This window comes from Paenibacillus sp. An7, from assembly GCF_009870785.1.
GTDB lineage: Bacteria > Bacillota > Bacilli > Paenibacillales > Paenibacillaceae > Paenibacillus.
Window position 1 is genome coordinate 116,851 of the sequence record NZ_WTWX01000007.1, and the last position, 23,461, is coordinate 140,311.

Here is a 23,461-nt window from a genome sequence, read left to right on the forward strand (position 1 = left end):
AGGATTAGAGAGCTGTCTCTATTTGCTCATCGTGATGATCATGAATTTGATTAGAGCGAACAGGCTGGAGATGGAACTAGGGTGGTAACGCGAGCACAGTCTCGTCCCTTTTCGGGGATGAGGCTTTTTTTATTTTTCTAAATATAGTAATGCGCTATAAAGAGAGGGAGTTTGAAGATGAAACGAGTCGATGTCAAAGAAAAAGCTCGCGCTCGCGAGCAGCGAATCCTCAGTAAATGGAATGCAGAAGATACATTTAAAAAATCAATTGAAAATCGTGAAGGCAAGCCTAATTACGTTCTTTATGAAGGACCTCCTACCGCGAATGGTGCTCCGCATATCGGGCACGTACTTGGCCGCGTTATTAAAGACTTTGTAGGTCGCTATCAAACGATGAACGGCTACCGTGTGGTTCGTAAAGCAGGATGGGATACTCATGGTCTTCCCGTAGAGCTTGGTGTGGAGAAGCAGCTTGGCATTAACGGAAAACATGAGATTGAAAACTACGGCGTAGAAGCTTTTATCAAGAAGTGTAAAGCTAGTGTGTTTGAATATGAACACAAATGGCGTGAACTAACCGAGGCAATCGGGTACTGGACGGATTTGGATCATCCTTACGTTACACTTGATAACAAATACATTGAAAGTGTGTGGAATATTCTTGCAACGATCCATGACAAAGGGCTTCTTTATCGCGGACATCGTGTTAGCCCATATTGTCCTTGCTGCCAGACAACGCTTAGTTCTCATGAAGTAGCTCAAGGATACGAGGACGTTAAGGATCTGAGTGCAACAGCCAAATTCAAACTGGATGATCGTGATGAATATATTCTGGCTTGGACGACAACACCTTGGACGCTTCCTGCTCACGTGGCACTTGCTGTAAATCCAGACATGGAATATGCACGAGTGAAACAAGAAGATGGCACCTATATCGTGGCGAAGAACTTGGTGGAAAAAGTGATGAAAGGCGACTATGAAGTTCTTTCTTCACTGAAAGGTTCGGAGCTTGTGGGTCTTACTTATACACCGCCGTTTAATTACATCAAAGCAGATAAAGCAAACATTGTCGTTGGAGCAAGCTTTGTAACGGATGCAAGCGGTACAGGTATCGTTCATATGGCTCCTGCTCACGGGGAAGATGACTATAAAACTTGTCGTGAGAATGGAATCAGCTTTGTAAGTGTAGTTAATTCCGCAGGGAAGTATACAGAAGAAGTTACTGATTTTGCAGGTCGTTTTGTAAAAGATTGTGACCTTGATATCGTGAAGTATTTGTCCGAACAAGGCACGCTTTACAGCAAAGAAAAAATCGAACACAGCTATCCGTTCTGCTGGCGTTGTAAATCACCGCTTCTCTACTATGCAATGGACAGCTGGTTTATCGAAACAACAGCTGTGAAAGATCAGCTGATTGCCAATAACAATACCGTAGAATGGTATCCTGGTCATGTTCGTGAAGGACGTTTTGGTAAGTTCCTTGAAGATCTTGTGGACTGGAACATCAGTCGTAACCGCTACTGGGGTACTCCACTGAACGTATGGGTATGTCAGGACTGCGGCGGACAATTTTCACCGCATAGCCATGAGGAACTTCGCAAACATGCGGTAGGCGAAGTGAGCGAGGATCTCGAACTCCATAAGCCATATGTAGATGAAGTGAAAGTACACTGTACACACTGTGAAAATGGGGTAATGGAAAGAACATCCGAAGTGATTGATGTTTGGTTTGACAGTGGTTCGATGCCATTTGCACAGCATCATTATCCTTTTGAGAATAAGGAAACATTTGAACAGCAATATCCTGCAGACATGATCTGTGAAGGGATTGACCAGACTCGCGGCTGGTTCTACAGCTTGCTTGCAGTATCCACTTTATTTACTGGCAAAGCTCCTTATAAAGCAGTTATGGCAACAGGACATATTCTGGATGAGAATGGACAAAAAATGTCCAAATCCAAAGGCAATGTTATTGATCCATGGGAGATCATTAATGAATATGGTACAGATGCATTCCGCTGGGCACTACTTGCAGACAGTGCGCCATGGAACAGCAAACGTTTCTCCAAAGGGATCGTAGGCGAAGCAAAATCGAAAGTGATCGACACGATTGTAAATACACATGCATTCCTTGCGCTGTATGCTGATATCGATGGTTATGATCCAAAAGATCATCCATTTAACGGTTCTGAGAACAAACTGGATCGCTGGGTGCTGTCACGTTTGAACTCTTTAATCGCAAAAGTTCGTAAAGGGCTTGAAGTGAATGATTTCCTGAATGCTGCAAAATCAATCGAAGTATTTGTTGATGAGCTGAGCAACTGGTATATCCGTCGTTCCCGTGATCGTTTCTGGGGAAGTGGCCTTAGCGAAGACAAACTGGCTGCTTATGGTACGCTGACAGAAGTACTGCTTACGTTGTCCAAACTCATGGCTCCATTTACACCGATGTTGTCAGAGGATGTATATGGAAACCTTGGCGGAGAAGGCAGTGTTCACCTTACTGACTATCCAGTAGCGGATTCTGCTCTGATTGATGAGAAGCTGGAGAAAGACATGGAGACGGCACGTAATATTGTTGAACTTGCGCGTAACGTACGTAATGAGACAGGAATCAAAACACGTCAGCCATTGTCCGCTCTGATTGTATCTCTACACCAAGATTTCGATCTGCCAGGATATGAAGAGATCATCAAAGAAGAGATCAATGTGAAATCAATTGAAGTAGAAACAAGCGACAGCGGCTTTGTTGATTTCTCATTGAAATTGAATTTGAAAGTAGCAGGTAAAAAATACGGTAAAAATGTAGGCTTCCTGCAAAATCATTTTAAAGGGATGACCGCAGACGAGACTCGTTTGGTTGTAGAGTCTGGAGAATTTAACATTGTCTCCCCAGAAGGAACTGAACTTCACATTACTAGTGAGGAACTTCTAATCGAGAAAAAAGCAAAAGAAGGATTTGCAGCAGCATCCGGTTACGGTCTGACTGTTGCGCTGAATACAGAGATCACGCCAGAACTTGAACAAGAAGGTTTGGTTCGCGAGGTTGTTCGTGCCGTTCAGGATACAAGAAAGAAACTGGATCTTCCAATTGAAAAACGAGTAAATCTTGTGCTAGATGTTGATGATGAGTTAAAAGTAGCGATTGAAGCATTTGAAGATGTACTTCGTGAAAATGTACTCGTAACCGATGTTTCCTTTGGGACTGCGGAAGATATGGAAAAAGTAGAAGCGGGATCTAAAACGATTGGTGTTAAAATCTCGTAAGATATGTTTAGGTAGAGGCTAATTCGGTTTTAAAGCGGATATAATAGCATAAAGAACGATATGCAAAAACGAGCCTGAGGGAAATATGTTTCCCCTGGCTCGTTTCCGCTTTTTTTAATCCTATAAAGGAAAGGATAAGACCATTTACCGATGACAACAAATAAGAAAGCATCAGATGAAATCAAAGCACTTGAAGGGCAAATTGATGAGATGCACGGGTTGTTACAAAAATTAGCTACGAGCCTTGAGAAGTCACGGATTGCTGATTATACACAGCTCTTGTATAGACCAGCGCGACTCATCTGGCTTAATATTCTTTCAGGTACAGCAAGAGGAGTCGGAATAGCGATTGGCTTCACCTTTTTTGCAGCAACAATCATTTATCTCCTTCAGTTGCTTGGAGCGTTAAATCTACCCATTATTGGAGACTACATTGCAGATATCGTACGTATTGTTCAAAGACAATTAGAACTCGATACGCTGTGATTTAATCGTCACCCGGAAGAACATCAGGGGCAAGAATGTTCATTCCTTCGTCATCCTCAAGGTATTTACGATATTGGTTATTTCTTAGAACATATACATTTTCTCCATAGATATCGGTTGCGAGAAAGCTTTCGTAAGCTTCCACACATCCATCAATTTCTTCCGATGCTTCAATGTACATCGCATTGTAATCATCGACGTTATTGCTTTCTGCCAGAGCAGGACTGTTAGAGTTTCCCCAGCTCTCAACGATTTGCCAGGCATCTTCGCCGTCAAAACCATTCTGAGTATCCTTTTCGTCCAGGCTTGTTCTGCCAAATGGAGGGGTAAGGAACTCTTCTTCGACTGGGCGATCATTAGAAACTGCGGTTTCTGGTGCATGTTCTCTACAATAAATCGTATAGGGTACAGCTTCTAGCCGTTCATAAGGAATCGGCTTACTGCATACAGCACATACGCCGTAGTCGCCTTTTTCCAAAAGGGCTAATGCAGAGTCAATGCGCTCAAGCATAAATTCATCATGTTCGTTTAAGGAAATGTCTTTTGCTCGTTCGAACATTTCAGTACCAACATCCCCGGGATGATTATCAATCGTGGAAAGCTCTCCTGCCTGATAACGCATGGAACCGCTAAGTCCGTAGTGATCATTTGTTTTTTCACGGTGCTGAATATCTTGTTTTCGCTCAAGAAGCTGCTTGCGCAAATCTTCCATCTCTTGCTTACTAAGATGCGTCATGGGCATGAATGCTCCTTTACTTATTACTGGCTTGTGTAGTATTAAAATTGCACTGTCTTGGTGTCTGTATAGAGTGCGCAAAAAGCAAAGGTTTTAGAGAAGGTGTATTTTGCATAATCGAGGGTGAGCTCACTCTATCACTTCAAATAGACGCTGTTCCAGCGGGTGTGCTACAATAAATAAGGCATTACCCATCGAATGGTAAAAGACAAGAACGGAGTGACAAAAACACGGTGATCTATTACGTTATTGCTTTGATTGTTTTTCTGGTGGATCAAGGAAGTAAATGGCTCGTTAAAACCAATATGGATTTGGGCCAAGAAATTTCGGTGATCGGAGACTTTTTCTACATTACTTCTCACCGTAACCGGGGAGCGGCTTTCGGTATTCTCCAAGATCAGCGTTGGTTTTTTATTGTAGTAACCATTATTGTGGTAGTCGCACTCGTTTGGTATATCCAAAAAATTAAATCCCAGCCTGATAAATTGCTCCCACTGGCATTATCTTTAGTTCTTGCAGGAGCTATTGGTAACTTTTTGGATCGCCTGCTAATGGGTGAAGTCGTTGATTTCTTTAAATTTAATTTTGGAAGCTATACGTTTCCGATTTTTAACGTTGCCGATTCTGCGATTGTAGTGGGGGTAGCTCTTATTATCTTGGACACACTACTTGAATCAAGAAGAGAAAAGCGGCGTGAAGAAGATCAACAAGTAGGTCAACAAGAAGGGAAGGAATAAAGATGACAGATCGGTCCGAACAAGAATCGGCTCAAGACATCCAGGAGTGGACCGTCACTGCTGATTATGCAAAGGAACGAATTGATAAATATATTGCGGAGAGCATGGATGATGTTTCCCGTTCTCAGGTTCAATTGTGGATTGCAGACGGTCATGTTACCGTAAACGGTGCAAAAGTAAAGTCTAACTATAAGCTCAGTGAAGGAGATAACATTACGGTTATCGTCCCAGAGCCGACGGCAGTAGAAATCGTCCCTGAAAACATTCCGCTGCAAGTAGTATATGAAGATGCAAGCGTCATTGTAGTGAACAAACAAAGAGGACTTGTTGTTCACCCGGCGCCGGGTCATACTTCTGGAACACTGGTGAATGCACTTATGTATCATTGTAAAGATTTATCCGGTATCAACGGCGAACTTCGTCCGGGAATTGTCCACCGAATTGATAAAGATACATCAGGTCTCCTTATGGCTGCCAAGAATGATAAGGCGCATGCCTCGCTTGCTGCTCAGCTGAAAGAGCATAGTGTCAATCGTCGTTATATTGCACTGGTACATGGTCATGTACAGCATGATCAAGGAACCGTAGATGCTCCTATTGGGCGTGACACAAATGATCGTAAAATGTTTACCGTAACTGATCGCAATAGCAAAGAAGCAGTAACCCATTTTACTGTATTAGAACGTCTTGGCGACTATACCCTGCTTGAATTAAAGCTGGAGACAGGCCGTACACATCAAATCAGGGTACACATGAAGTTTATTGGCCATCCTCTCGTCGGTGATCCCATGTATGGACGGAATAAAGGGATAAAAATGAATGGCCAAGCACTTCATGCTCAGACGCTTGGTTTTGTACATCCAGATACAGGAGAACAGATGGAATTCACGGCTCCACTTCCGCAAGATATGGAAGATGTGCTTGCTTCTTTGCGAAGCAGGTAGCCTATTTTTACAGTTTAGAATCAGTTCATTAAGAGTGTCGCTTTAAGCGGCGCTCTTTTTTGTGCTTTATTGATAATTAATGGTGCTTTCGTGCAAACTAAATGAAGCGCTTAGAACGTATAATATCGGGTATATAGGGTTATAAGCGTAACTTAGCATAAAATGATAGTGCAAATGATCGGATGTATAGTCCATGGTTTTAACGAGCAGAATCCTTCATATTTATACATGGAGATATTCGTTACACGAGGAGATGAAGATACGCGATATGAGTACTAATAAATATCAAGAAACTTTCATTCAAACGAGTTTTGCCGATCGAATCGGCGGTGCGAACTATGGTAAAGACACAAACATTTATAAATTCGAAAAAATAAAACGAGCAAAACAAGCAGCAAAAAAGGACTTTCCAAATATTGAACTCATTGACCTTGGGGTTGGTGAACCAGATGAGATGGCAGATGCAGGGATTGTTGCAAAGCTTGCGGAAGAAGCTGCAAAGGCCGAAAACCGTGGTTACGCGGATAACGGGATTCCTGAATTTAAGGAAGCTGCGTCTAAATACTTAGAAGAAGTTTTTGGGGTAAAAGGAATTGATCCTGTATCTGAAGTTGTACATTCAATTGGCTCAAAACCGGCGCTGGCTATGATCCCTTCTGTATTTATTAATCCTGGGGATGTTGCGATCTTGACTGTACCTGGATATCCTGTTCTCGGAACTCACACCAAGTATCTTGGCGGAGAAGTGTACAACGTACAGCTCACCAAAGAAAACAACTTCTTACCGGACCTAGCGTCGATACCAGAGGAAATTGCTCACCGAGCGAAGCTGCTTTATTTGAATTATCCGAATAACCCAACAGGGGCAAGTGCCACTGCGGAATTTTTTACAGAGGTTGTAGCATGGGCTAAAAAATACAACGTAATCGTTGTACATGATGCTCCTTATGCGGCACTTACGTATGATGGTCTGAAGCCGCTGAGTTTCTTATCCGTGCCTGGTGCGAAGGATGTGGGCGTTGAGCTTCACTCTCTGTCCAAATCCTATAATATGACAGGATGGCGTATTGGTTTTGTTGCGGGTAACCCTCTTATTGTCAAAGCATTCAGCGATGTAAAGGATAACAATGATTCGGGTCAGTTTATAGCGATTCAAAAAGCAGCAGCGTATGGATTGTCTCATCCGGAAATCACAGAAAAGATTGCAGAGAAATATTCTCGCCGTCACGACATGCTGGTGGAGACTCTTACAGAACTTGGATTCAGAGCGGAAAAGCCGAAAGGATCTTTCTTCTTATATGTTGAAGCTCCAAAAGGGATCAAAGGCGGTCGTCGTTTCGAAACAGGAGAAGACTTCTCTCAGTTCCTGATCCGCGAGAAGCTAATCTCCACTGTACCTTGGGATGATGCAGGTCATTTTGTACGTTTCTCCGTTACATTTGAAGCGAAAGGCGAAGCTGAGGAGAGACGGGTGATGGAAGAGATCAAACGTCGTTTAAGCGACGTAGAGTTTGAATTTTAATAGGAACCGTTTTTAGTCATAGTTAAAAAAATGAGGATGCAACCTTTCGGTTGTGTCCTTTTTTCATGCGATCATGAGCCGGAGCAGTTTCATAAATGATTTATGTGAAACGTTTCACAGTATTGTAAATTTTAGCACGACAAAAGGAAAAATTTCAGGATACAATAAGGTTATCAAATAAAGAGGGGGACGTTACTCATGGCGTTTATTGCAATGGTCGCGTTGATTATGGTCTTAGGGTTCACTGGAGTTACTTTTCTCTTTAAACGATTGGCGAAAGACGATCACTAATAAATTTGGAACCAACCATAAATGGAACTTAAATAGTTAAATAAATAATCAAGTAAAAATGGAACAAAAATAAATGTAAAGGACCTGGCGCTGTCAGGTCCTTTTTTTATGGAGAAAAGAAAAGATGGATAATTATACATTATTAACGTATAATTATAGAAAATATAACCATTGAAATGCATAATGACAGGTGTATGATGTATAAACGATTGTGCTGAAACCCTTTTATCAATTAAGGTGTTGACAGAGGATAAGCTATCTGTCATAATTCATGTCAATGAAGATTTGTTTGAATTGGTTAATCCTGAGAGGTTAACATTCAGACAAATACATGAATAGCACCTTTAAATCAGTCCCGTGAGACTGGCAAGGTAACGTGATTGGACCCGTTCAAAGCTGCGGCTTTTGTTTCGGATGTCCTTTAGAGCTTAATGACCCGGCGTACGCCTGTCGCGGTTATAAGACTCCTTGCCATGATTTTACGGCAGGGAGTCTTTTTTTATCTCTTCACGGGACCACTGGTAAAAGGGAAATCCAGAGGAGGTTCGTAAAGCACATGAGTAATGAAGCACATGTCATTATGGATGAGATTGGAATCCGCAGAGCACTAACAAGGATTGCACATGAAATTTTAGAGAAAAACAAAGGAATTGATGACTGCATTCTTGTTGGAATTCGGACCAGAGGAGTTTACCTCGCCGAACGAATTGCAGCGAAGATCGAAGAGATTGAAGGAAAGAAAGTCCCTTGTATCGATTTGGATGTTACTCCTTACCGTGATGATCGGGGTACGGAAGGTAGCAAGAAGAACGAAGAAATTCAGAAACAGTTAAAAGAAGTCACTCACAATAAAAAAGTAATTTTGTTTGATGATGTATTATACACAGGTCGTACTATAAGAGCGGCAATGGACGCATTGATGGATAGTGGACGTCCGCAAATGATACAGCTTGCTGTACTGGCAGATCGTGGTCACCGGGAGCTACCCGTAAGACCCGATTTTATCGGGAAAAACATTCCTTCCTCTCGTTCGGAACTCATCGATGTAGCTCTGAAAGAAGTTGACGGCGTAGATCAAGTCACCATTCAGAACCGGAGGGAAGAAGGATGACAGTTACAGCGAAGAGTGTGAAAGAGCGGAGTTTGCTCGGTCTAAAAGATCTAAGTGTTAGTGAAATTGAATCCATTCTAAGCCGTGCAGCTTACTTCGATGCACAGGCGGAGAAGCTGAATCCAATTCTAGCTTCTAAGTTTGTAGCCAACATGTTTTTCGAGAACAGTACACGAACTCGTTTTTCATTCGAAATGGCAGAAAAAAGACTGGGTGCTGAAGTCCTGAACTTCGCAGCAGCAGCCTCAAGCGTCGAAAAAGGCGAATCAATCTACGATACGGTACGCACACTCGAATCCATGGGAATCGATGCTGGTGTTATTCGGTTAAAACCGCAAGGCGTTTTGCAAGAGCTTGCTCAGAAAGTGAAAGTGCCTCTTATTAATGCAGGGGACGGAAATAATGAACATCCAACTCAAGCACTTCTTGATCTATACACAATGCGACAAACTTTCGGTGAACTTCGCGGCTTGAACGTATCCATTATTGGAGACATCAAACATAGTAGAGTAGCCCGTTCAAATCTATATGCACTGCAAAAATTCGGAGCGAAAGTCAGCTTCTGCGCACCAGACAGCATGAAAGCTCCTGAGCTGGAAGCACTTGCACCTTATACCACTCTTGATGAAGCGCTTAAAGCAGACGTTGTGATGTTACTGCGTGTCCAGCTAGAGCGTCATGATAAAGGAATTGATATGAAAGCAGATGAATATCGCCAAAATTACGGACTTACGGAAGAGCGAGCTGCTAAACTCAGTCCGAAAACGATCATTATGCACCCTGCCCCAGTCAACCGGAATGTAGAGATTGACGATGCAGTTGTAGAAAGTCCAGCATCCCGAATTTTCCCGCAAATGTCAAATGGGGTTCCAATCCGCATGGCAGTTATGGAGAGAGCTTTGATTCTATAATAGAAGAATTCGAAAAACATGGGCATTTGTTAACCCTTACAGTAGTCAAAACATACAATTTAAACATAATGTCCGTTGTTACGATAAAACGGTACCGGAGCGGAGGATATAACTATGTTACAAATGATTAAAAATGCAAGTGTACTGAATAAAGCTGGGGAACTTGAACAAAAGAACATTATCATTTCCGAAGGAAAGATTTTGAGTATACATGATGTGAACGCGGGTTTCTCCCTATTTGTTGAAGAAGGAACGAACCCTAGCGATGTAAACATAGAAGAGATTGATGTAGAAGGTAAATTAGTGGTCCCGGGTCTAATTGATATGCACGTACATTTGAGAGAACCAGGATTTGAACATAAAGAAACAATTGAGTCTGGCGGCCGTTCTGCTGTAAAAGGTGGCTTTACTACAATCGCTTGTATGCCGAACACGAGACCTGTAACAGACGACCCCGAAACCGTACAACTCGTACTTAACAAAGCAAAAGAAGCAAATCTTGCGAAAGTGCTTCCTTACGCTGCAATTACCGTAAACGAACTTGGTCGTGAGCTGACTGATTTTGATGCACTCAAAGCAGCGGGTGCAATCGGATTTACCGATGATGGTGTTGGCGTACAAAGTGCACAAATGATGAAAGATGCGATGAAAAAAGCAGCAGCGATGGATATGCCCGTTATTGCTCACTGTGAAGACAACTCTTTGGTAGAAGGTGCTTGTGTAGCAGAAGGCGCTTTTGCCGAGAAACATGGTCTAAAAGGCATTCCGAATGAGTCTGAAGCGATTCATGTTGGACGTGATATCTTACTAGCTGAAGCAACAGGTGTACATTATCATGTCTGCCATGTAAGTACAGAGCAATCGGTTCGATTGATCCGTGAAGCGAAGAAGATCGGAATCAAAGTAACTGCGGAGGTTTGTCCACACCATCTGATTCTGGCGGATGAAGACATCCCAGGTCTAGATGCAAATTGGAAAATGAACCCTCCACTGCGCTCGCGCCGTGATGTAGAAGCATGTATCGAAGGTCTTGAGGATGGCACAATCGATATTATCGTTACAGATCATGCACCGCACAGCGAAGAAGAAAAAGCAAAAGGAATGGAGCTTGCACCATTTGGTATTGTTGGTTTTGAAACAGCATTCCCACTGCTCTATACAAAGTTTGTGGCAACAGGAAAATGGAGTCTTTCCTTCCTGGTAGAGAAAATGACGACTGAACCAGCTCGGGTATTCCGCCTTAATACGGGACGTTTGGAAGAAGGAGCACCAGCGGATATTACGGTCATTGACCTTAATACGGAGCGCGCTGTTGATCCAACCGAGTTCGCTACAAAGGGACGTAACACACCATTTACAGGATGGGAACTTACGGGCTGGCCTGTAATGACTTTTGTAGACGGGAAAAAGGTATATTCTGATCCAACATTAAGCTAAACAACAAGTGATTACGACTAACAACGGTTTATTGAACTTTTATATAGAAGCTTATTGATAAAACCCAAATTGAGTCAAGACAACATTAAGGAGTGAAATTGGATGCAGGCACAAGCAAGATTGTTACTAGAAGACGGCACATTGTTCACCGGAAGATCTTTCGGTGCAGAGGGTGAAACAACAGGTGAAGTCGTTTTTAATACAGGTATCACAGGCTACCAAGAGGTGCTGTCTGATCCTTCTTACTGCGGACAAATCGTAACGATGACTTATCCGCTGATCGGAAACTACGGGATCACACGTGATGATTTTGAATCCATTCGTCCTTATGTACATGGCTTTGTTACTCGCCGCCACGAACCGGTACCGAGTAACTGGCGTGCAGAATGCAGTGTTGATGATCTTTTGAAAGAGTATGGAATTGTAGGAATCAGCGATATCGATACACGGATGTTAACACGCCGTATTCGTCATCACGGAACAATGAAAGGAATTTTGACAACAGGTTCGAAGCCGGTTGAAGAACTTCTAGAAATGATGAAAGATACGACGATTGATGAACTTCGTAATCAGGTGCCGCTTACTTCAACCAAACACGTATACAGCAGCCCGGGTACGGGAGAGCGGATCGTAGTTGTAGACTACGGGGCGAAGACAGGTATCTTGCGCGAACTGAATAAACGTGGCTGTGACATTGTGGTTGTACCGCATGATACAACGGCTGATGAAATTCGGAAACTGAATCCAGACGGCATTCAGCTGTCTAATGGCCCTGGGGACCCGAAAGACGTTCCTCATGCAGTGAAGATGATCTCCGAACTGCTTGGTGAATATCCAATCTTCGGCATCTGCCTTGGTCACCAGTTGTTTGCGCTGGCTGCCGGTGCGGATACAGAAAGACTAAAATTTGGTCATCGTGGTGGTAACCATCCGGTCAAAGATCTAGAAACAGGCCGCTGCTATATTACATCTCAAAATCATGGATATACCGTAAATGAAGAGTCAATTAAAGGTACGGACTTGATTGTTACACATATTAACAACAACGATAAATCCATTGAAGGATTAAAACATAAAGAATATCCAGCATTTACAGTACAGTATCATCCAGAAGCAGCACCAGGACCGGAAGATAATTCTTACTTGTTCGACCGTTTTATTGATATGATTCGTGAACACAAACTCAACCATCCGAAAAAAGCGCGCCAAGCCGTACTTGCCGCAGCAGTGAAGGGAGCACGTTAACATGCCGAAAAATACAGACCTCAAAAAGATTCTTGTTATTGGCTCCGGTCCGATCGTAATCGGTCAGGCAGCAGAATTTGATTACGCAGGAACGCAAGCATGTCAAGCACTTAAAGAAGAAGGCGTGGAAGTTGTTCTCATCAATAGTAACCCTGCAACGATCATGACAGACACCAATATGGCGGATAAAGTATATATTGAGCCGATTACGCTTGATTTCGTAACACAAATCATTCGTCAGGAACGTCCCGATGGACTTCTTCCAACGCTTGGCGGTCAAACGGGTCTTAACATGGCGGTTGAATTGGCGCGCGCTGGAGTACTGGAGAGCGAAAATGTAAAACTTCTGGGTACACAGCTGACTTCTATTGAAAAAGCAGAAGACCGTGACTTGTTCCGTGATTTGATGCGTGAACTAGAACAGCCGGTACCTGAAAGTGTTATCGTTACAACGCTTAATGAAGCTCTCGATTTTGCAAATGAGATTGGTTATCCAATTATTGTTCGCCCTGCCTACACCCTTGGTGGAACAGGCGGCGGGATCTGTGCGACAGAAGAAGAACTTCGTGAGATTGTTGCTTCTGGTCTTCGCTACAGCCCAATCGGACAATGTTTGGTCGAGAAAAGTATCGCTGGTATGAAAGAAGTAGAATATGAAGTTATGCGCGATGCGAATGACAATTGTATCGTTGTATGTAATATGGAAAACTTTGACCCAGTGGGTGTACATACGGGAGACAGTATTGTTGTGGCACCGAGCCAAACACTCTCAGATCGTGAGTACCAGATGCTGCGTACGGCATCAATCAAAATCATCCGCGCACTCAATATCGAAGGCGGTTGTAACGTTCAATTTGCCCTGGACCCGCAAAGCTTCCAGTACTATGTTATTGAAGTGAATCCGCGTGTAAGCCGCTCTTCCGCTCTGGCATCCAAAGCAACCGGTTATCCAATTGCGAAGATGGCAGCTAAAATTGCAATGGGCTACACCCTTGATGAAATTATTAACCCAGTAACGGGCCAAACCTATGCATTCTTCGAGCCAACGCTGGATTACATCGTAAGTAAGATTCCGCGCTGGCCATTTGATAAATTTGTATCTGCGAACCGTAAACTGGGTACACAGATGAAAGCAACAGGGGAAGTAATGGCGATTGGCCGTACTTTTGAAGAATCGATTCACAAAGCCGTTCGTTCGCTTGAAATTGGCACACATCGTATTCATTTGAAAGATGCGGGTCAGCTTGAAGACGAAGTGCTGAGAACACGTCTGATTAAACCGGATGATGAGCGTATGTTCCTCGTAGCAGAAGCATTCCGCCGCGGTTATACCTTACAAGAGATTCAGGATCTTACCAAAATCGATTGGTGGTTCCTTGACAAAATTGAAGGAATTATCAAATTTGAAGATCAACTGCGTTCCGAAAAAGAGCTAAGCAAAGAAATGCTCTATCAAGCAAAACGTATGGGCTTCACAGATCGTTCAATTGCCGAGATTCGTGCCGAAGGACAGCCGGGAGAGGCATTCACAACAGAGAAGGAAGTTCGCGAGATGCGTGAAAGAATGCAGCTGCGTCCTGTATACAAAATGGTAGATACATGTGCTGCTGAATTTGAAGCTTCTACACCGTACTACTACTCTAGTTACGAAACAGAGAATGAAGTCATTCCATCTGCAAAAGAGAAAATTGTGGTGCTTGGTTCCGGTCCAATCCGAATTGGTCAAGGAATTGAGTTCGACTACTCTACCGTGCATGCTGTATGGGCGATTCAGAATGCTGGTTACGAAGCAGTAATTATTAATAATAACCCAGAGACAGTATCTACGGACTTTAATACATCCGATCGTCTCTACTTTGAGCCTTTGTTCTTTGAAGATGTAATGAACGTGATTGAACAAGAAAAACCAATCGGTGTTATTGTACAGTTCGGCGGTCAAACTGCAATTAACCTGGCTGCACCGCTTGCAGCTGCAGGAGTCAAGATTCTGGGAACAGATCTTGCCAGCATTGATGAAGCAGAGGATCGTAAGAAATTCGAAGCACTTCTCTCCAAGCTTGATATTGCACAGCCGCTCGGTAAAACAGTAACGACTGTAGATGAAGCCGTTGTGACTGCACAAAGTATAGGTTATCCTGTACTGGTTCGTCCTTCTTATGTCCTTGGGGGACGTGCAATGGAGATCGTCTACTCTGACAGTGAACTGCTGAGCTATATGGAACAAGCTGTGAAAATCAATCCTGATCATCCGGTACTGATTGACCGCTATATGCTCGGTAAAGAGGTAGAAGTGGATGCAATCTGTGATGGAGAAACCGTGCTGATTCCAGGGATTATGGAGCACATCGAACGCGCAGGGGTTCACTCCGGTGACTCGATAGCGGTATACCCACCGCAGCATCTGGAACCGCATTTGAAAGAAAAAGTGGTTAACATCACGATCAATATTGCAAAAGAACTGAATACTATTGGACTTGTAAATATCCAGTTCGTCATCTACAAAGATGATGTGTACGTAATTGAAGTGAATCCTAGATCTTCTAGAACGGTACCATTCCTGAGCAAAGTAACCGGCATTCCAATGGCGAACCTAGCAACACAAGCCATCCTTGGTAAAAAGCTAGCCGATCAAGGGTATGTAGATGGTTTGTGGCCGGAAAGCGAACATGTATCGGTAAAAGTTCCGGTGTTCTCTTTTGCAAAACTTCGCCGGGTAGAACCTACACTTGGACCTGAAATGAAATCAACGGGTGAAGTAATGGGCCGTGATGTTCAGTATGCGAAAGCACTTTATAAAGGTTTGATTGGTGCAGGAATGAAGATTCCTTCTTCCGGTGCGATTATTGCAACCGTAGCTGATAAGGATAAAGACGAGGCTGTTTCACTGCTTGCTGGATTCTTTAAACTGGGTTACAAAATTATCGCTACAGGCGGTACAGCTGCAGCTCTTGAGCAAGCAGGTATCCCTGTTCAAACCGTTAACAAGCTTAGCGAAGGTACGCCGAACATTCTTGATATGATCCGTACGGGCGAAGCAAACTTTGTCTTTAATACACTGACTAAGGGTAAAACACCGCAGCGTGATGGATTTAGGATCCGCCGTGAAGCGGTAGAGAACGGTGTTGTATGTATGACTTCCTTGGATACAGTTCGTGCACTCCTGCAAATGCTGGAGACGATTAACTTCTCCTCGGAATCCATGCCAACTTTTAGCCGCTAATTACACATGGATTCTAGAGAACTTTTTACTGTAGGACATCGGTCAGCCCATCATCCCTTGGGCTGGACTTGATGTCCTTTATCACGGATAGGAACGAAATTACGTTAGCGAAGGAGTATGGCTCATGACACCTGAATATAAACAAATGGCTGGACGTTTAATGGTTGCTCTGGATTACCCTAATGCAGATGCAGCTAGAGAACTGGTAGAACAGCTGAAGGGTATTCCTTGCTATATGAAAGTAGGAATGCAGCTGTTTTACACAGCAGGACCTGAATTTGTTAGCGAACTCAAAGAAAAAGGATATTCAGTATTCCTGGACGTGAAAATGCATGATATTCCTAACACGGTTCGCGGAGGTTCCCACAGTGTAACTCGGCTTGGTGTAGATATGTTTAACGTGCATGCTGGAGGCGGAGCTGCCATGATGCGTGCCGCACTAGAAGGAGCTAAGCAGGCAGCAGAAGAGGAAAACCTACAGCTGCCTACCATTATTGCTGTGACCCAGCTGACGAGTACAGATCAGCAAACGATGAATGATGAGATTGGTATTCCTGGACAAGTTCAGAATACCGTTGTAAGGTATGCACAGCTTGCTAAGGAAGCGGGACTGCACGGCGTAGTGGCATCTCCTCTCGAAGCGGGCAGTATTCACGAAGCGTGCGGAGCAGAATTTATTACCGTAACCCCGGGGATTAGACCACGCGGTAGTGCAGCGGGCGATCAGTCCCGAGTAACTACACCGCAAGAAGCCATTGCAGGCGGAACTCAGTTTATTGTGGTCGGAAGACCGATTACGGCAGCAACGGATCCAAGAGCAGCAGCAGAACAAATTATTGAGGAGATGATGAACGCATGACAACGACAACAATCGCAGAAAAAATCGCATCCGCCCTACTTAGTATTAAGGCTGTAGCTTTACGCCCAAATGATCCTTTTACTTGGACTTCGGGTATTAAATCTCCCATCTATTGCGACAATCGCCTGACCATGTCTTATCCGGAAATCCGTGATCTCATTGCTGAATCCTTCGCCTCTATTATCCGTGAGCAGTATCCGGAGACAGAAGTGATTGCGGGTACAGCGACAGCAGGTATTCCTCATGCAGCTTTTGTTGCTCAGAAGCTGGGTCTTCCTATGATCTATATTCGCGATAAAGCGAAAGGACATGGCAAAGAGAATCAAATCGAAGGACTTGTAAAAGAAGGTCAAAAAGTGATTGTTATTGAGGATCTTATCTCCACAGGCGGAAGTTCCATCAAAGCAGCACAAGCAGTTCAGCAGTCCGGCGCTGAGGTTCTGGCTGTACTTGCCATCTTCAGTTACCAGCTAGACCGTGCAGTGAATGGTTTTGAGGAAGCAGGAATCGCGCTTCAAACCTTGTCCAATTATTCTGCTCTCATTGATGTAGCTCTTCGTGAAGGAGCCATTGCGGAGGGAGATATTGCTCTTCTTCGTTCTTGGAGAGAGAACCCTGCGGCGTTTGGAGTATAAGTGAATTCATTTCATAATACCTTTTAGTTGTAATAATCAGGAGTATATAGATCAACAGGGTTCGTATGTCTATAAGAAGATATGAAATTGAATAATATATAATATAGTATGAGAAAAGAGAGTGGTTCCTTTTAAAAGGGGAGACACTCTCTTTTTGTTGTGGAGATACTTGACTAAAGCAATAACCGCACTTTTTACCGACAATAGCTTCATATTTGCAGTGTTTTATAAAACTGAATATAAAAATATCTTTAAAAGGTTGTAACTTCTTCCTCATTTATGTCGTTTATAATGCGAGATAGAAATATTTGTAAGCAAAGTATATTAATTTCCTTATTGAAGCAGGGGGGAGCTACGATTCGAATACCCTTTCGAAAAGCCAAAGAAGAACGTAAATCAACAGTGGATGTGGCAGAGAGGATCGCTCTAGAGGAGCAGCTTGATATAGAAGATGAGTTCGGAGCAGAACAAGAAATAGAACAAGAGGTACTACAAGAATCAGCACAAGAAGCAGAACAAGAAGTGATCCCTAAAGGTCCTGTGCTGCAGGTACAAGAGGTCCACCGTAGCTTTGAAACAGGCGGAAGAGCGATTCATGTACTGAAAGGAATTAATATGGAAGTGCAGCCGCAGCAGCTTGTTATGCTGAAAGGTCGTTCAGGTTCAGGAAAGACAACCCTTCTTAATATGCTTGGAGGACTGGACCAACCGACAAGCGGGGAGATCTATTTTGACGGAAGAGCTTTTCATGAAGCAGGTGATGCTGCTCGCACCCGGATGAGAAGGCAGGAGATTGGCTTTATTTTTCAGGCGTATGCCCTCATGCCCCTGTTATCTGCTTGGGAGAATGTAGAACTGTCACTTCGTATGGCAGGTGTTCCTAAGGGGGAATGGAACCAGCGTGTTGCCTATTGTCTTGATATGGTAGGTCTTACAAAACGAGCGAAACACAGGCCATTTGAATTATCAGGGGGGGAACAGCAGCGTGTTGCCATTGCCAAAGCAATTGCACATAGACCTAAACTGCTGCTGGCTGATGAACCAACTGCTGAGCTGGATTCCAAAATGGGAGCCCAGATTATGGCCGTATTCCAGAAAATTATTGCCACAGAAGAAGTTAGTATTTGTATGACGACACATGATCCTACGATTTTGGAGGTTGCAGACCATGTTTACGAGATGGTGGACGGTAAATTTATTACATAAAAAGCACCTGCCTAGAGTGGGTAAACGATGGACCCAGTATGTTTTGATCGGAACCCTAAGTCTGTCGTTGACCGGTTGCTCCTTACTTCCGGCTGAGCCGGAAGAGGAAGTGCTGCCGCCGATTACACCGCCGACGATTTCCAAGAAACCCGAATATGAAGTGAGAACCGAAACCATTGAGACGAAAGTGTCTGGTTCTGGCAAACTGATGAGTCAGCGAGAGGAAAAGGCGTATTTTACACTTGATGGCATGCATGTGAAGGAACTCTATGTGAAGCCCGGGGATAAGGTAAAGGCAGGACAGCAAATTGCGGTGCTCGATGTAGAAGAGCTGAATAAACAAATTCGTCAAAAGAAATTACAGATTCGTAAATCCGAAGTGCAAATGAAAGAGACCCTTCGTAAAAAAGAGGAAATGGATCCTGTAGAGTACGAAGAAGCGGTCATTACTTTTGAAGAACAAAGACAGGAACTTTCGGACCTGGAGGAACAAGTCGGTAAGTCTACACTTGGGGCACCTTTTAGCGGTACGGTACTTAGCGTTGAAGTTGAAAAAGGAGCATCGGTAAAAGCGTATGACCCGATTGCTACGATTGCGGATACAGCTAATCTGGTCGTTGCCGCCACCTTTGCGAAGCAGGACCTCGAAGTGATTGCTGCAGGTATGAAGGTAGAGGTGGATATTAACGGAGCTGGTGTGCATCAGGGTACGATTAAAGTGATGCCGGTGAATCTGGGATCAGATTCGAATGGAGAAAATAATGGAGGAGAGGGTAAACCTCCTGCACAAGACTCGCTAGATACATACGTTATTGTTGAGATGGATAAATGGCCTAAGGGACTAAACAGAGGTACGCCGCTTACGGTAAGTGTCGTAACGAAGCGCAAAGAGGATGCCGTACTGATTCCAATCTCAGCTCTTCGCTCTATTGGTTCAAGAACGTATGTCCAAGTGGTAGAAACGGATGGGAGTAAACGAGAAGTGGATGTAGAAGCAGGTCAGCAGACATCCACTGATGTGGAGATTCTCAAAGGGCTTACACCAGGCCAAAAGGTGGTTGGAAGGTAATGAAAGGTATCCCCTTGTTACGGTTATTGTCTCGCAAGATGTGGAATACACGCTGGCTGACGTTAAGCACCTTGATTGGTCTTATTGTGGCCGTTGGCTTCACGGTGAGTATACCTATGTATGCTGATGGCGCACTAAAGCGAGTTGTTGCGCAGTCCCTTGAGGATGAGAGCAGCGGTATGCCGGCCGGTTCACTGCTTATGAGTTATCAAGCTCCCGGCGGTACCAAAACGGATCTTAGGTCACTTGAGGATGTAGATCGATTCATTCAGCAGGATATTCCTGCGAAGATCGGATTTGATTACAACACGTATGTTAATATCAGATCCATTCGAAGTACAGAAGTCAGCCCAGAAGATCCGGAAAAAGTAGATGCAAGCCGAATTCGTACCATGACACTCGGGTCAATGAATGATCTCAAAAATCATGTCACGATGAATCAAGGTGTACTTCCCGGAAATCAGGCTCAGGGTGATCTTATCGAAGCCGTCATGCTGGAAGAAGGGATGTACCGCAATGATCTGCATGTGGGAGACATCATGGAATATCCCGTATACAGCGGTCTGGATCTTACCCTTCGAGTCAAGATTGTGGGTGCATTTACCCCGGATGATACAGCTGATCCATACTGGGTTCAGGGTTTTGAAGGAATGATGAACGGATTTTATGTAGACCCTGGCTTATTTGATACGTATCTTCTTGCAGACCAAAACGTGCCGATACAAACATCAAAATGGTACTACGTTTTTGATCTGAGTCAGATTAAAACAAGTCAGCTTCCTTCCTTAAGCAGTACACTCGAGCGTCTTGATATTGAACTTTATCAGAAGCTAAAGGACACAAAAGTAGATATTTCTTTCGGAGATTTACTCGCTAATTTTCGAAAACAAAGCCTACAGCTCCAAACCATGCTTTTTACTCTAGCGGTGCCCATGATTGCGATGGTTTTTTATTTTATCGTGATGAATGCTAGACAGTCTCTGCAAAAGCAGGAAAGTGATATCGCTGTTCTTCGCAGCCGCGGGGCATCCGCCAAGCAGATCGTCATTTTATATTTACTGGAGGGCATCGTCCTAGGAGCAATTGCGATGGTAGCGGGACCTTTTCTCGGCTGGTTTATGGCAAAAAGCATCGGCTCAGCAAGTGGATTTCTGTCCTTTGTTGATCGTAAATCAATCCCAATTGGAATCACACAAGATGCAATTCTTCTTGGCGCCATTGCCGTTCTTGCTTCGATTATTGCTTCGGTTATTCCCGCTATGGGGTATGCCCGGTCGACAATTGTTGATGCCAAACGCAGGCAAGCAAGAAGTGATAGAAAACCTTTTTGGCAGCGTTGGTATATGGATATTTTATTGCTGGGTCTTGCGGGTTACGGCTACTACCTGTTCTACGAAAGGCAGATGCTGACTTTTCAAACCGGGATGACCACAGATCAGCTTCAAGTACAGCCGTTTTTATTCTTTGTCCCAGCACTTTTCATTTTTGCAGCAGGATTATTCTTCTTACGTATCTTCCCTTGGATTCTCAGGTTCTTCAGCTGGATGGGACGTAAAATTTTTCCGGTACCTATCTACCTTACGCTAACACAGCTTTCTCGCTCCTCTTCTTCTTATTACCCGCTTATGATCTTGCTCGTACTTACTTTGGGTCTTGGTGTATATAATGCATCAGCTGCGAGAACGATTGACTTGAACTCTACGGAACGTACTCTTTATCGATATGGAACGGATGTTGTGATGCAGACGGTATGGGAAGGAACCGCAGAGATGTTACCGAGCACCGGCGGAAATGCAGGGAATGGGGGAGGTTCTGGTTCACCAGGTACTGGAGGAGGAAACCCAGGTGCAGGAGGCGGAGGGAACCCTGGCGGTGGAGCTGGCGGCGGCTCGGGTTCACCTGCTCCAAGTAAAATAATATATTCAGAACCTCCTTTTGAAGTTTTTCGCCAGCTGCCTGGTGTAAAACATGCGGCGAGAGTGCTGCAGACTAAGGGAAATGTAGTCATATCAGGTAAATCGGCAGGCCAAGGGATGATAGTGGGCATCGATAACGTTGATTTTGCAGAGGTTGCCTGGTTCCGTAATGATTTGTTCCCCGCGCATCCGAATAAATATCTAGACCTGTTGGGTCATTATGAGGGAGCGGTCATCATTCCGTCCGGGTTTGCTGCAAAATATCAGCTGGAAAGTGGAGATGTACTATCGATTGCCTTGCAGGAACAGATGATGGATTTTGTTGTTTTTGGCATACTGCCTTACTGGCCGGCGCAGTATCCGGATGAGACGCCCTTTTTTATAACTAATCTGGATTATATCTACGATCAAGTTCCTATGATTCCATACGAAGTGTGGCTCAAAATGGAACCTGATGCGCTGGTTGCACCGCTTATTGAGAGACTTGGCAAGGATGGTATCGAGTTGTCATCGGTAAAAGATGTACGGACTGAACTTGTCGCTGAAGGTAAACATCCTTCAAGAGGAGGGGTGTTTGGAATTCTCAGTCTCGGATTCTTGGTATCCATCTTGATTTCACTTATTGGATATGTGCTGTATTGGTTCTTTAACTTATCTGGCCGTGTTGTTCAGTTCGGGGTACTCCGCGCCATGGGTCTGCCTCGAGCACAGCTCAGCGGGATGTTGCTACTAGAACAGATTTTTACCGCAGGATTATCGATTGTACTCGGAATTGGGATCGGTGAACTCGCAAGTCGGTTATTTTTACCGTTCCTCCAGACTACAGATAATGTGAAACAGCAAGTACCTCCATTTCGAATTGTTTTTGAACAAAGTGACACGCTTCAGTTGTACGCAGTGACGCTTGTAATGCTGCTGATTGGTGCAGGAATGCTGCTGTGGCAAATCCGGAGACTGAAGGTGCATCAAGCCGTCAAAATGGGAGAGGAGCGGTAAGATGATCCACTGTGAAGGTCTTGTCAAAATTTATAAATCAAGTGAAGTGGAAGTGGTTGCCCTGCAAGGACTCAACCTCACGGTTGAGGATGGAGAAATGATGGCGATCATTGGGAACAGCGGAAGCGGGAAATCTACGCTTTTAAATATTTTAGGCGGGCTAGATCGCCCTTCTGCAGGAACTGCTGTTGTTGGTGATTGGGACCTGCTCAAGATGACAGAACCTCAGCTCGTCGAATATAAACGTCATACCGTCGGATTTATATGGCAGAATAACGGCCGCAACTTACTTCCATACATGACAGCGCTCGAGAATGTGGAGACACCGATGATGCTTGGCGGTAAATATGACCGGGCTTATGCCAAACAGCTGCTGGAGTGGGTAGGTCTTAAAGATCGCATGCATTCAAGGCTTTATCAACTATCTGGAGGGGAACAGCAGAGGGTTGCGATTGCGATCTCCTTATCTAATAAGCCAAAATTGCTGCTTGCGGATGAACCTACCGGTTCGGTAGACAGCGAGACGAGTGACCGTATTATGGATATTTTTCGCAAAATGAACCGGGAACTAGGGATTAGTATTGTCATTGTTACACATGATCTAGAACTCGCGAACAAAGTGGACCGGATTGTTGCTATTCGGGATGGACTGACGAGTACCGAATTTGTGAAACGAAATGCTAGTCTTGATACGGAACGCGTTCCAGGCAGTAAAGAGGTACATGAGGCATTTGTTATCATTGATCGCGCTGGAAGATTACAGGTACCAAGAGAATACTTAGAGGCACTATCCATCGATGAGCGGGCTACACTTGAATTTGATGGGGAGCGCATCGTCATTACGCAGCCGAAGTAACCATAGAGAGGAAGATT

General features: G+C 44.1%; 17 protein-coding genes and 1 other annotated feature (1 of these 18 cut by a window edge). Of the genes, 16 read left to right on the forward strand and 1 reads right to left on the reverse strand.

Annotation, left to right across the window (positions count from 1 at the left end; all coding sequences use genetic code 11):
• Window positions 1–112: a binding site (T-box leader), on the forward strand; it begins 208 nt to the left of the window's first position.
• Window positions 113–177: 65 nt separating this feature from the next.
• Complete coding sequence (gene ileS, locus GQY27_RS10990; RefSeq protein WP_160034245.1) at window positions 178–3,267, forward strand: isoleucine--tRNA ligase; 3,090 nt, start codon at window positions 178–180, stop codon at window positions 3,265–3,267.
• Between the two features lie 210 nt (window positions 3,268–3,477).
• On the forward strand, window positions 3,478–3,753 hold the full coding sequence (locus tag GQY27_RS10995; RefSeq protein WP_236570565.1) for a DUF5665 domain-containing protein: 276 nt from the start codon (window positions 3,478–3,480) through the stop codon (window positions 3,751–3,753).
• Between the two features lies 1 nt (window position 3,754).
• Here GQY27_RS10995 and GQY27_RS11000 read toward each other — a convergent pair whose 3' ends face one another.
• On the reverse strand, window positions 3,755–4,489 hold the full coding sequence (locus GQY27_RS11000) for a TraR/DksA C4-type zinc finger protein (RefSeq protein WP_160034249.1): 735 nt from the start codon (window positions 4,487–4,489) through the stop codon (window positions 3,755–3,757).
• Between the two features lie 233 nt (window positions 4,490–4,722).
• Between GQY27_RS11000 and lspA the strand changes: the two genes are divergently transcribed.
• The 14 genes from lspA (at window position 4,723) to GQY27_RS11070 (ending at window position 23,444) form a co-directional block, all read left to right on the forward strand.
• Window positions 4,723–5,226 (forward strand): signal peptidase II, encoded by a 504-nt coding sequence (gene lspA, locus GQY27_RS11005; protein WP_160034251.1) that lies wholly within the window; start codon window positions 4,723–4,725, stop codon window positions 5,224–5,226.
• 2 nt (window positions 5,227–5,228) lie between these two features.
• Window positions 5,229–6,170 (forward strand): RluA family pseudouridine synthase, encoded by a 942-nt coding sequence (locus GQY27_RS11010; RefSeq protein WP_160034253.1) that lies wholly within the window; start codon window positions 5,229–5,231, stop codon window positions 6,168–6,170.
• A gap of 268 nt (window positions 6,171–6,438) precedes the next feature.
• Window positions 6,439–7,692: an LL-diaminopimelate aminotransferase gene (locus GQY27_RS11015; RefSeq protein ID WP_160034255.1), complete on the forward strand. Its 1,254-nt coding sequence runs from the start codon at window positions 6,439–6,441 to the stop codon at window positions 7,690–7,692.
• 847 nt (window positions 7,693–8,539) lie between these two features.
• The gene (gene pyrR / locus GQY27_RS11020) at window positions 8,540–9,094 is read left to right on the forward strand and encodes a bifunctional pyr operon transcriptional regulator/uracil phosphoribosyltransferase PyrR (RefSeq protein ID WP_160034257.1); all 555 of its coding nucleotides are present in this window, start codon (window positions 8,540–8,542) and stop codon (window positions 9,092–9,094) included.
• Window positions 9,091–10,005: an aspartate carbamoyltransferase catalytic subunit gene (locus GQY27_RS11025; protein ID WP_160034259.1), complete on the forward strand. Its 915-nt coding sequence runs from the start codon at window positions 9,091–9,093 to the stop codon at window positions 10,003–10,005. Before pyrR ends, GQY27_RS11025 begins: the two co-directional genes overlap by 4 nt.
• 114 nt (window positions 10,006–10,119) lie before the next feature.
• Window positions 10,120–11,442: a dihydroorotase gene (pyrC, locus tag GQY27_RS11030; protein ID WP_160034261.1), complete on the forward strand. Its 1,323-nt coding sequence runs from the start codon at window positions 10,120–10,122 to the stop codon at window positions 11,440–11,442.
• Between the two features lie 102 nt (window positions 11,443–11,544).
• On the forward strand, window positions 11,545–12,687 hold the full coding sequence (gene carA / locus GQY27_RS11035) for a glutamine-hydrolyzing carbamoyl-phosphate synthase small subunit (RefSeq protein WP_160034263.1): 1,143 nt from the start codon (window positions 11,545–11,547) through the stop codon (window positions 12,685–12,687).
• Window position 12,688: 1 nt separating this feature from the next.
• The gene (carB, locus tag GQY27_RS11040) at window positions 12,689–15,907 is read left to right on the forward strand and encodes a carbamoyl-phosphate synthase large subunit (RefSeq protein WP_160034265.1); all 3,219 of its coding nucleotides are present in this window, start codon (window positions 12,689–12,691) and stop codon (window positions 15,905–15,907) included.
• Between the two features lie 124 nt (window positions 15,908–16,031).
• Window positions 16,032–16,766 carry an orotidine-5'-phosphate decarboxylase gene (gene pyrF / locus GQY27_RS11045; RefSeq protein ID WP_160034267.1) on the forward strand — a complete coding sequence of 245 codons (735 nt, stop codon included), beginning with the start codon at window positions 16,032–16,034 and terminating at the stop codon, window positions 16,764–16,766.
• On the forward strand, window positions 16,763–17,401 hold the full coding sequence (gene pyrE, locus GQY27_RS11050; protein ID WP_160034269.1) for an orotate phosphoribosyltransferase: 639 nt from the start codon (window positions 16,763–16,765) through the stop codon (window positions 17,399–17,401). Before pyrF ends, pyrE begins: the two co-directional genes overlap by 4 nt.
• 291 nt (window positions 17,402–17,692) lie before the next feature.
• On the forward strand, window positions 17,693–18,607 hold the full coding sequence (locus tag GQY27_RS11055; protein ID WP_160034271.1) for an ABC transporter ATP-binding protein: 915 nt from the start codon (window positions 17,693–17,695) through the stop codon (window positions 18,605–18,607).
• A complete protein-coding gene (locus GQY27_RS11060) occupies window positions 18,570–19,676 on the forward strand; it encodes a permuted SH3 domain-containing protein (protein ID WP_160034273.1) in 1,107 nt (368 codons plus the stop codon). The genes GQY27_RS11055 and GQY27_RS11060 overlap by 38 nt, the downstream gene beginning before the upstream one ends.
• Entirely contained in the window at window positions 19,676–22,588 is a 2,913-nt protein-coding gene (locus GQY27_RS11065) for an ABC transporter permease (RefSeq protein WP_160034275.1), read from the forward strand. Before GQY27_RS11060 ends, GQY27_RS11065 begins: the two co-directional genes overlap by 1 nt.
• 1 nt (window position 22,589) lies before the next feature.
• The gene (locus GQY27_RS11070) at window positions 22,590–23,444 is read left to right on the forward strand and encodes an ABC transporter ATP-binding protein (protein WP_160034277.1); all 855 of its coding nucleotides are present in this window, start codon (window positions 22,590–22,592) and stop codon (window positions 23,442–23,444) included.
• Window positions 23,445–23,461 lie beyond the last annotated feature (17 nt).

Bases quoted from the DNA above. Each gene is read 5' to 3' on its own strand.
- GQY27_RS11070 (WP_160034277.1), top strand. From the start codon at position 22,590: ATGATCCACTGTGAAGGTCTTGTCAAAATTTATAAATCAAGTGAAGTG.
- pyrC (WP_160034261.1), top strand. From the start codon at position 10,120: ATGTTACAAATGATTAAAAATGCAAGTGTACTGAATAAAGCTGGGGAA.
- pyrR (WP_160034257.1), top strand. From the start codon at position 8,540: ATGAGTAATGAAGCACATGTCATTATGGATGAGATTGGAATCCGCAGA.
- GQY27_RS10995 (WP_236570565.1), top strand. From the start codon at position 3,478: ATGCACGGGTTGTTACAAAAATTAGCTACGAGCCTTGAGAAGTCACGG.
- pyrF (WP_160034267.1), top strand. From the start codon at position 16,032: ATGACACCTGAATATAAACAAATGGCTGGACGTTTAATGGTTGCTCTG.
- pyrE (WP_160034269.1), top strand. From the start codon at position 16,763: ATGACAACGACAACAATCGCAGAAAAAATCGCATCCGCCCTACTTAGT.
- carA (WP_160034263.1), top strand. From the start codon at position 11,545: ATGCAGGCACAAGCAAGATTGTTACTAGAAGACGGCACATTGTTCACC.
- carB (WP_160034265.1), top strand. From the start codon at position 12,689: ATGCCGAAAAATACAGACCTCAAAAAGATTCTTGTTATTGGCTCCGGT.
- GQY27_RS11055 (WP_160034271.1), top strand. From the start codon at position 17,693: ATGCGAGATAGAAATATTTGTAAGCAAAGTATATTAATTTCCTTATTG.
- GQY27_RS11060 (WP_160034273.1), top strand. From the start codon at position 18,570: ATGTTTACGAGATGGTGGACGGTAAATTTATTACATAAAAAGCACCTG.
- GQY27_RS11015 (WP_160034255.1), top strand. From the start codon at position 6,439: ATGAGTACTAATAAATATCAAGAAACTTTCATTCAAACGAGTTTTGCC.
- GQY27_RS11065 (WP_160034275.1), top strand. From the start codon at position 19,676: ATGAAAGGTATCCCCTTGTTACGGTTATTGTCTCGCAAGATGTGGAAT.
- ileS (WP_160034245.1), top strand. From the start codon at position 178: ATGAAACGAGTCGATGTCAAAGAAAAAGCTCGCGCTCGCGAGCAGCGA.
- GQY27_RS11000 (WP_160034249.1), bottom strand. From the start codon at position 4,489: ATGACGCATCTTAGTAAGCAAGAGATGGAAGATTTGCGCAAGCAGCTT.
- GQY27_RS11010 (WP_160034253.1), top strand. From the start codon at position 5,229: ATGACAGATCGGTCCGAACAAGAATCGGCTCAAGACATCCAGGAGTGG.
- GQY27_RS11025 (WP_160034259.1), top strand. From the start codon at position 9,091: ATGACAGTTACAGCGAAGAGTGTGAAAGAGCGGAGTTTGCTCGGTCTA.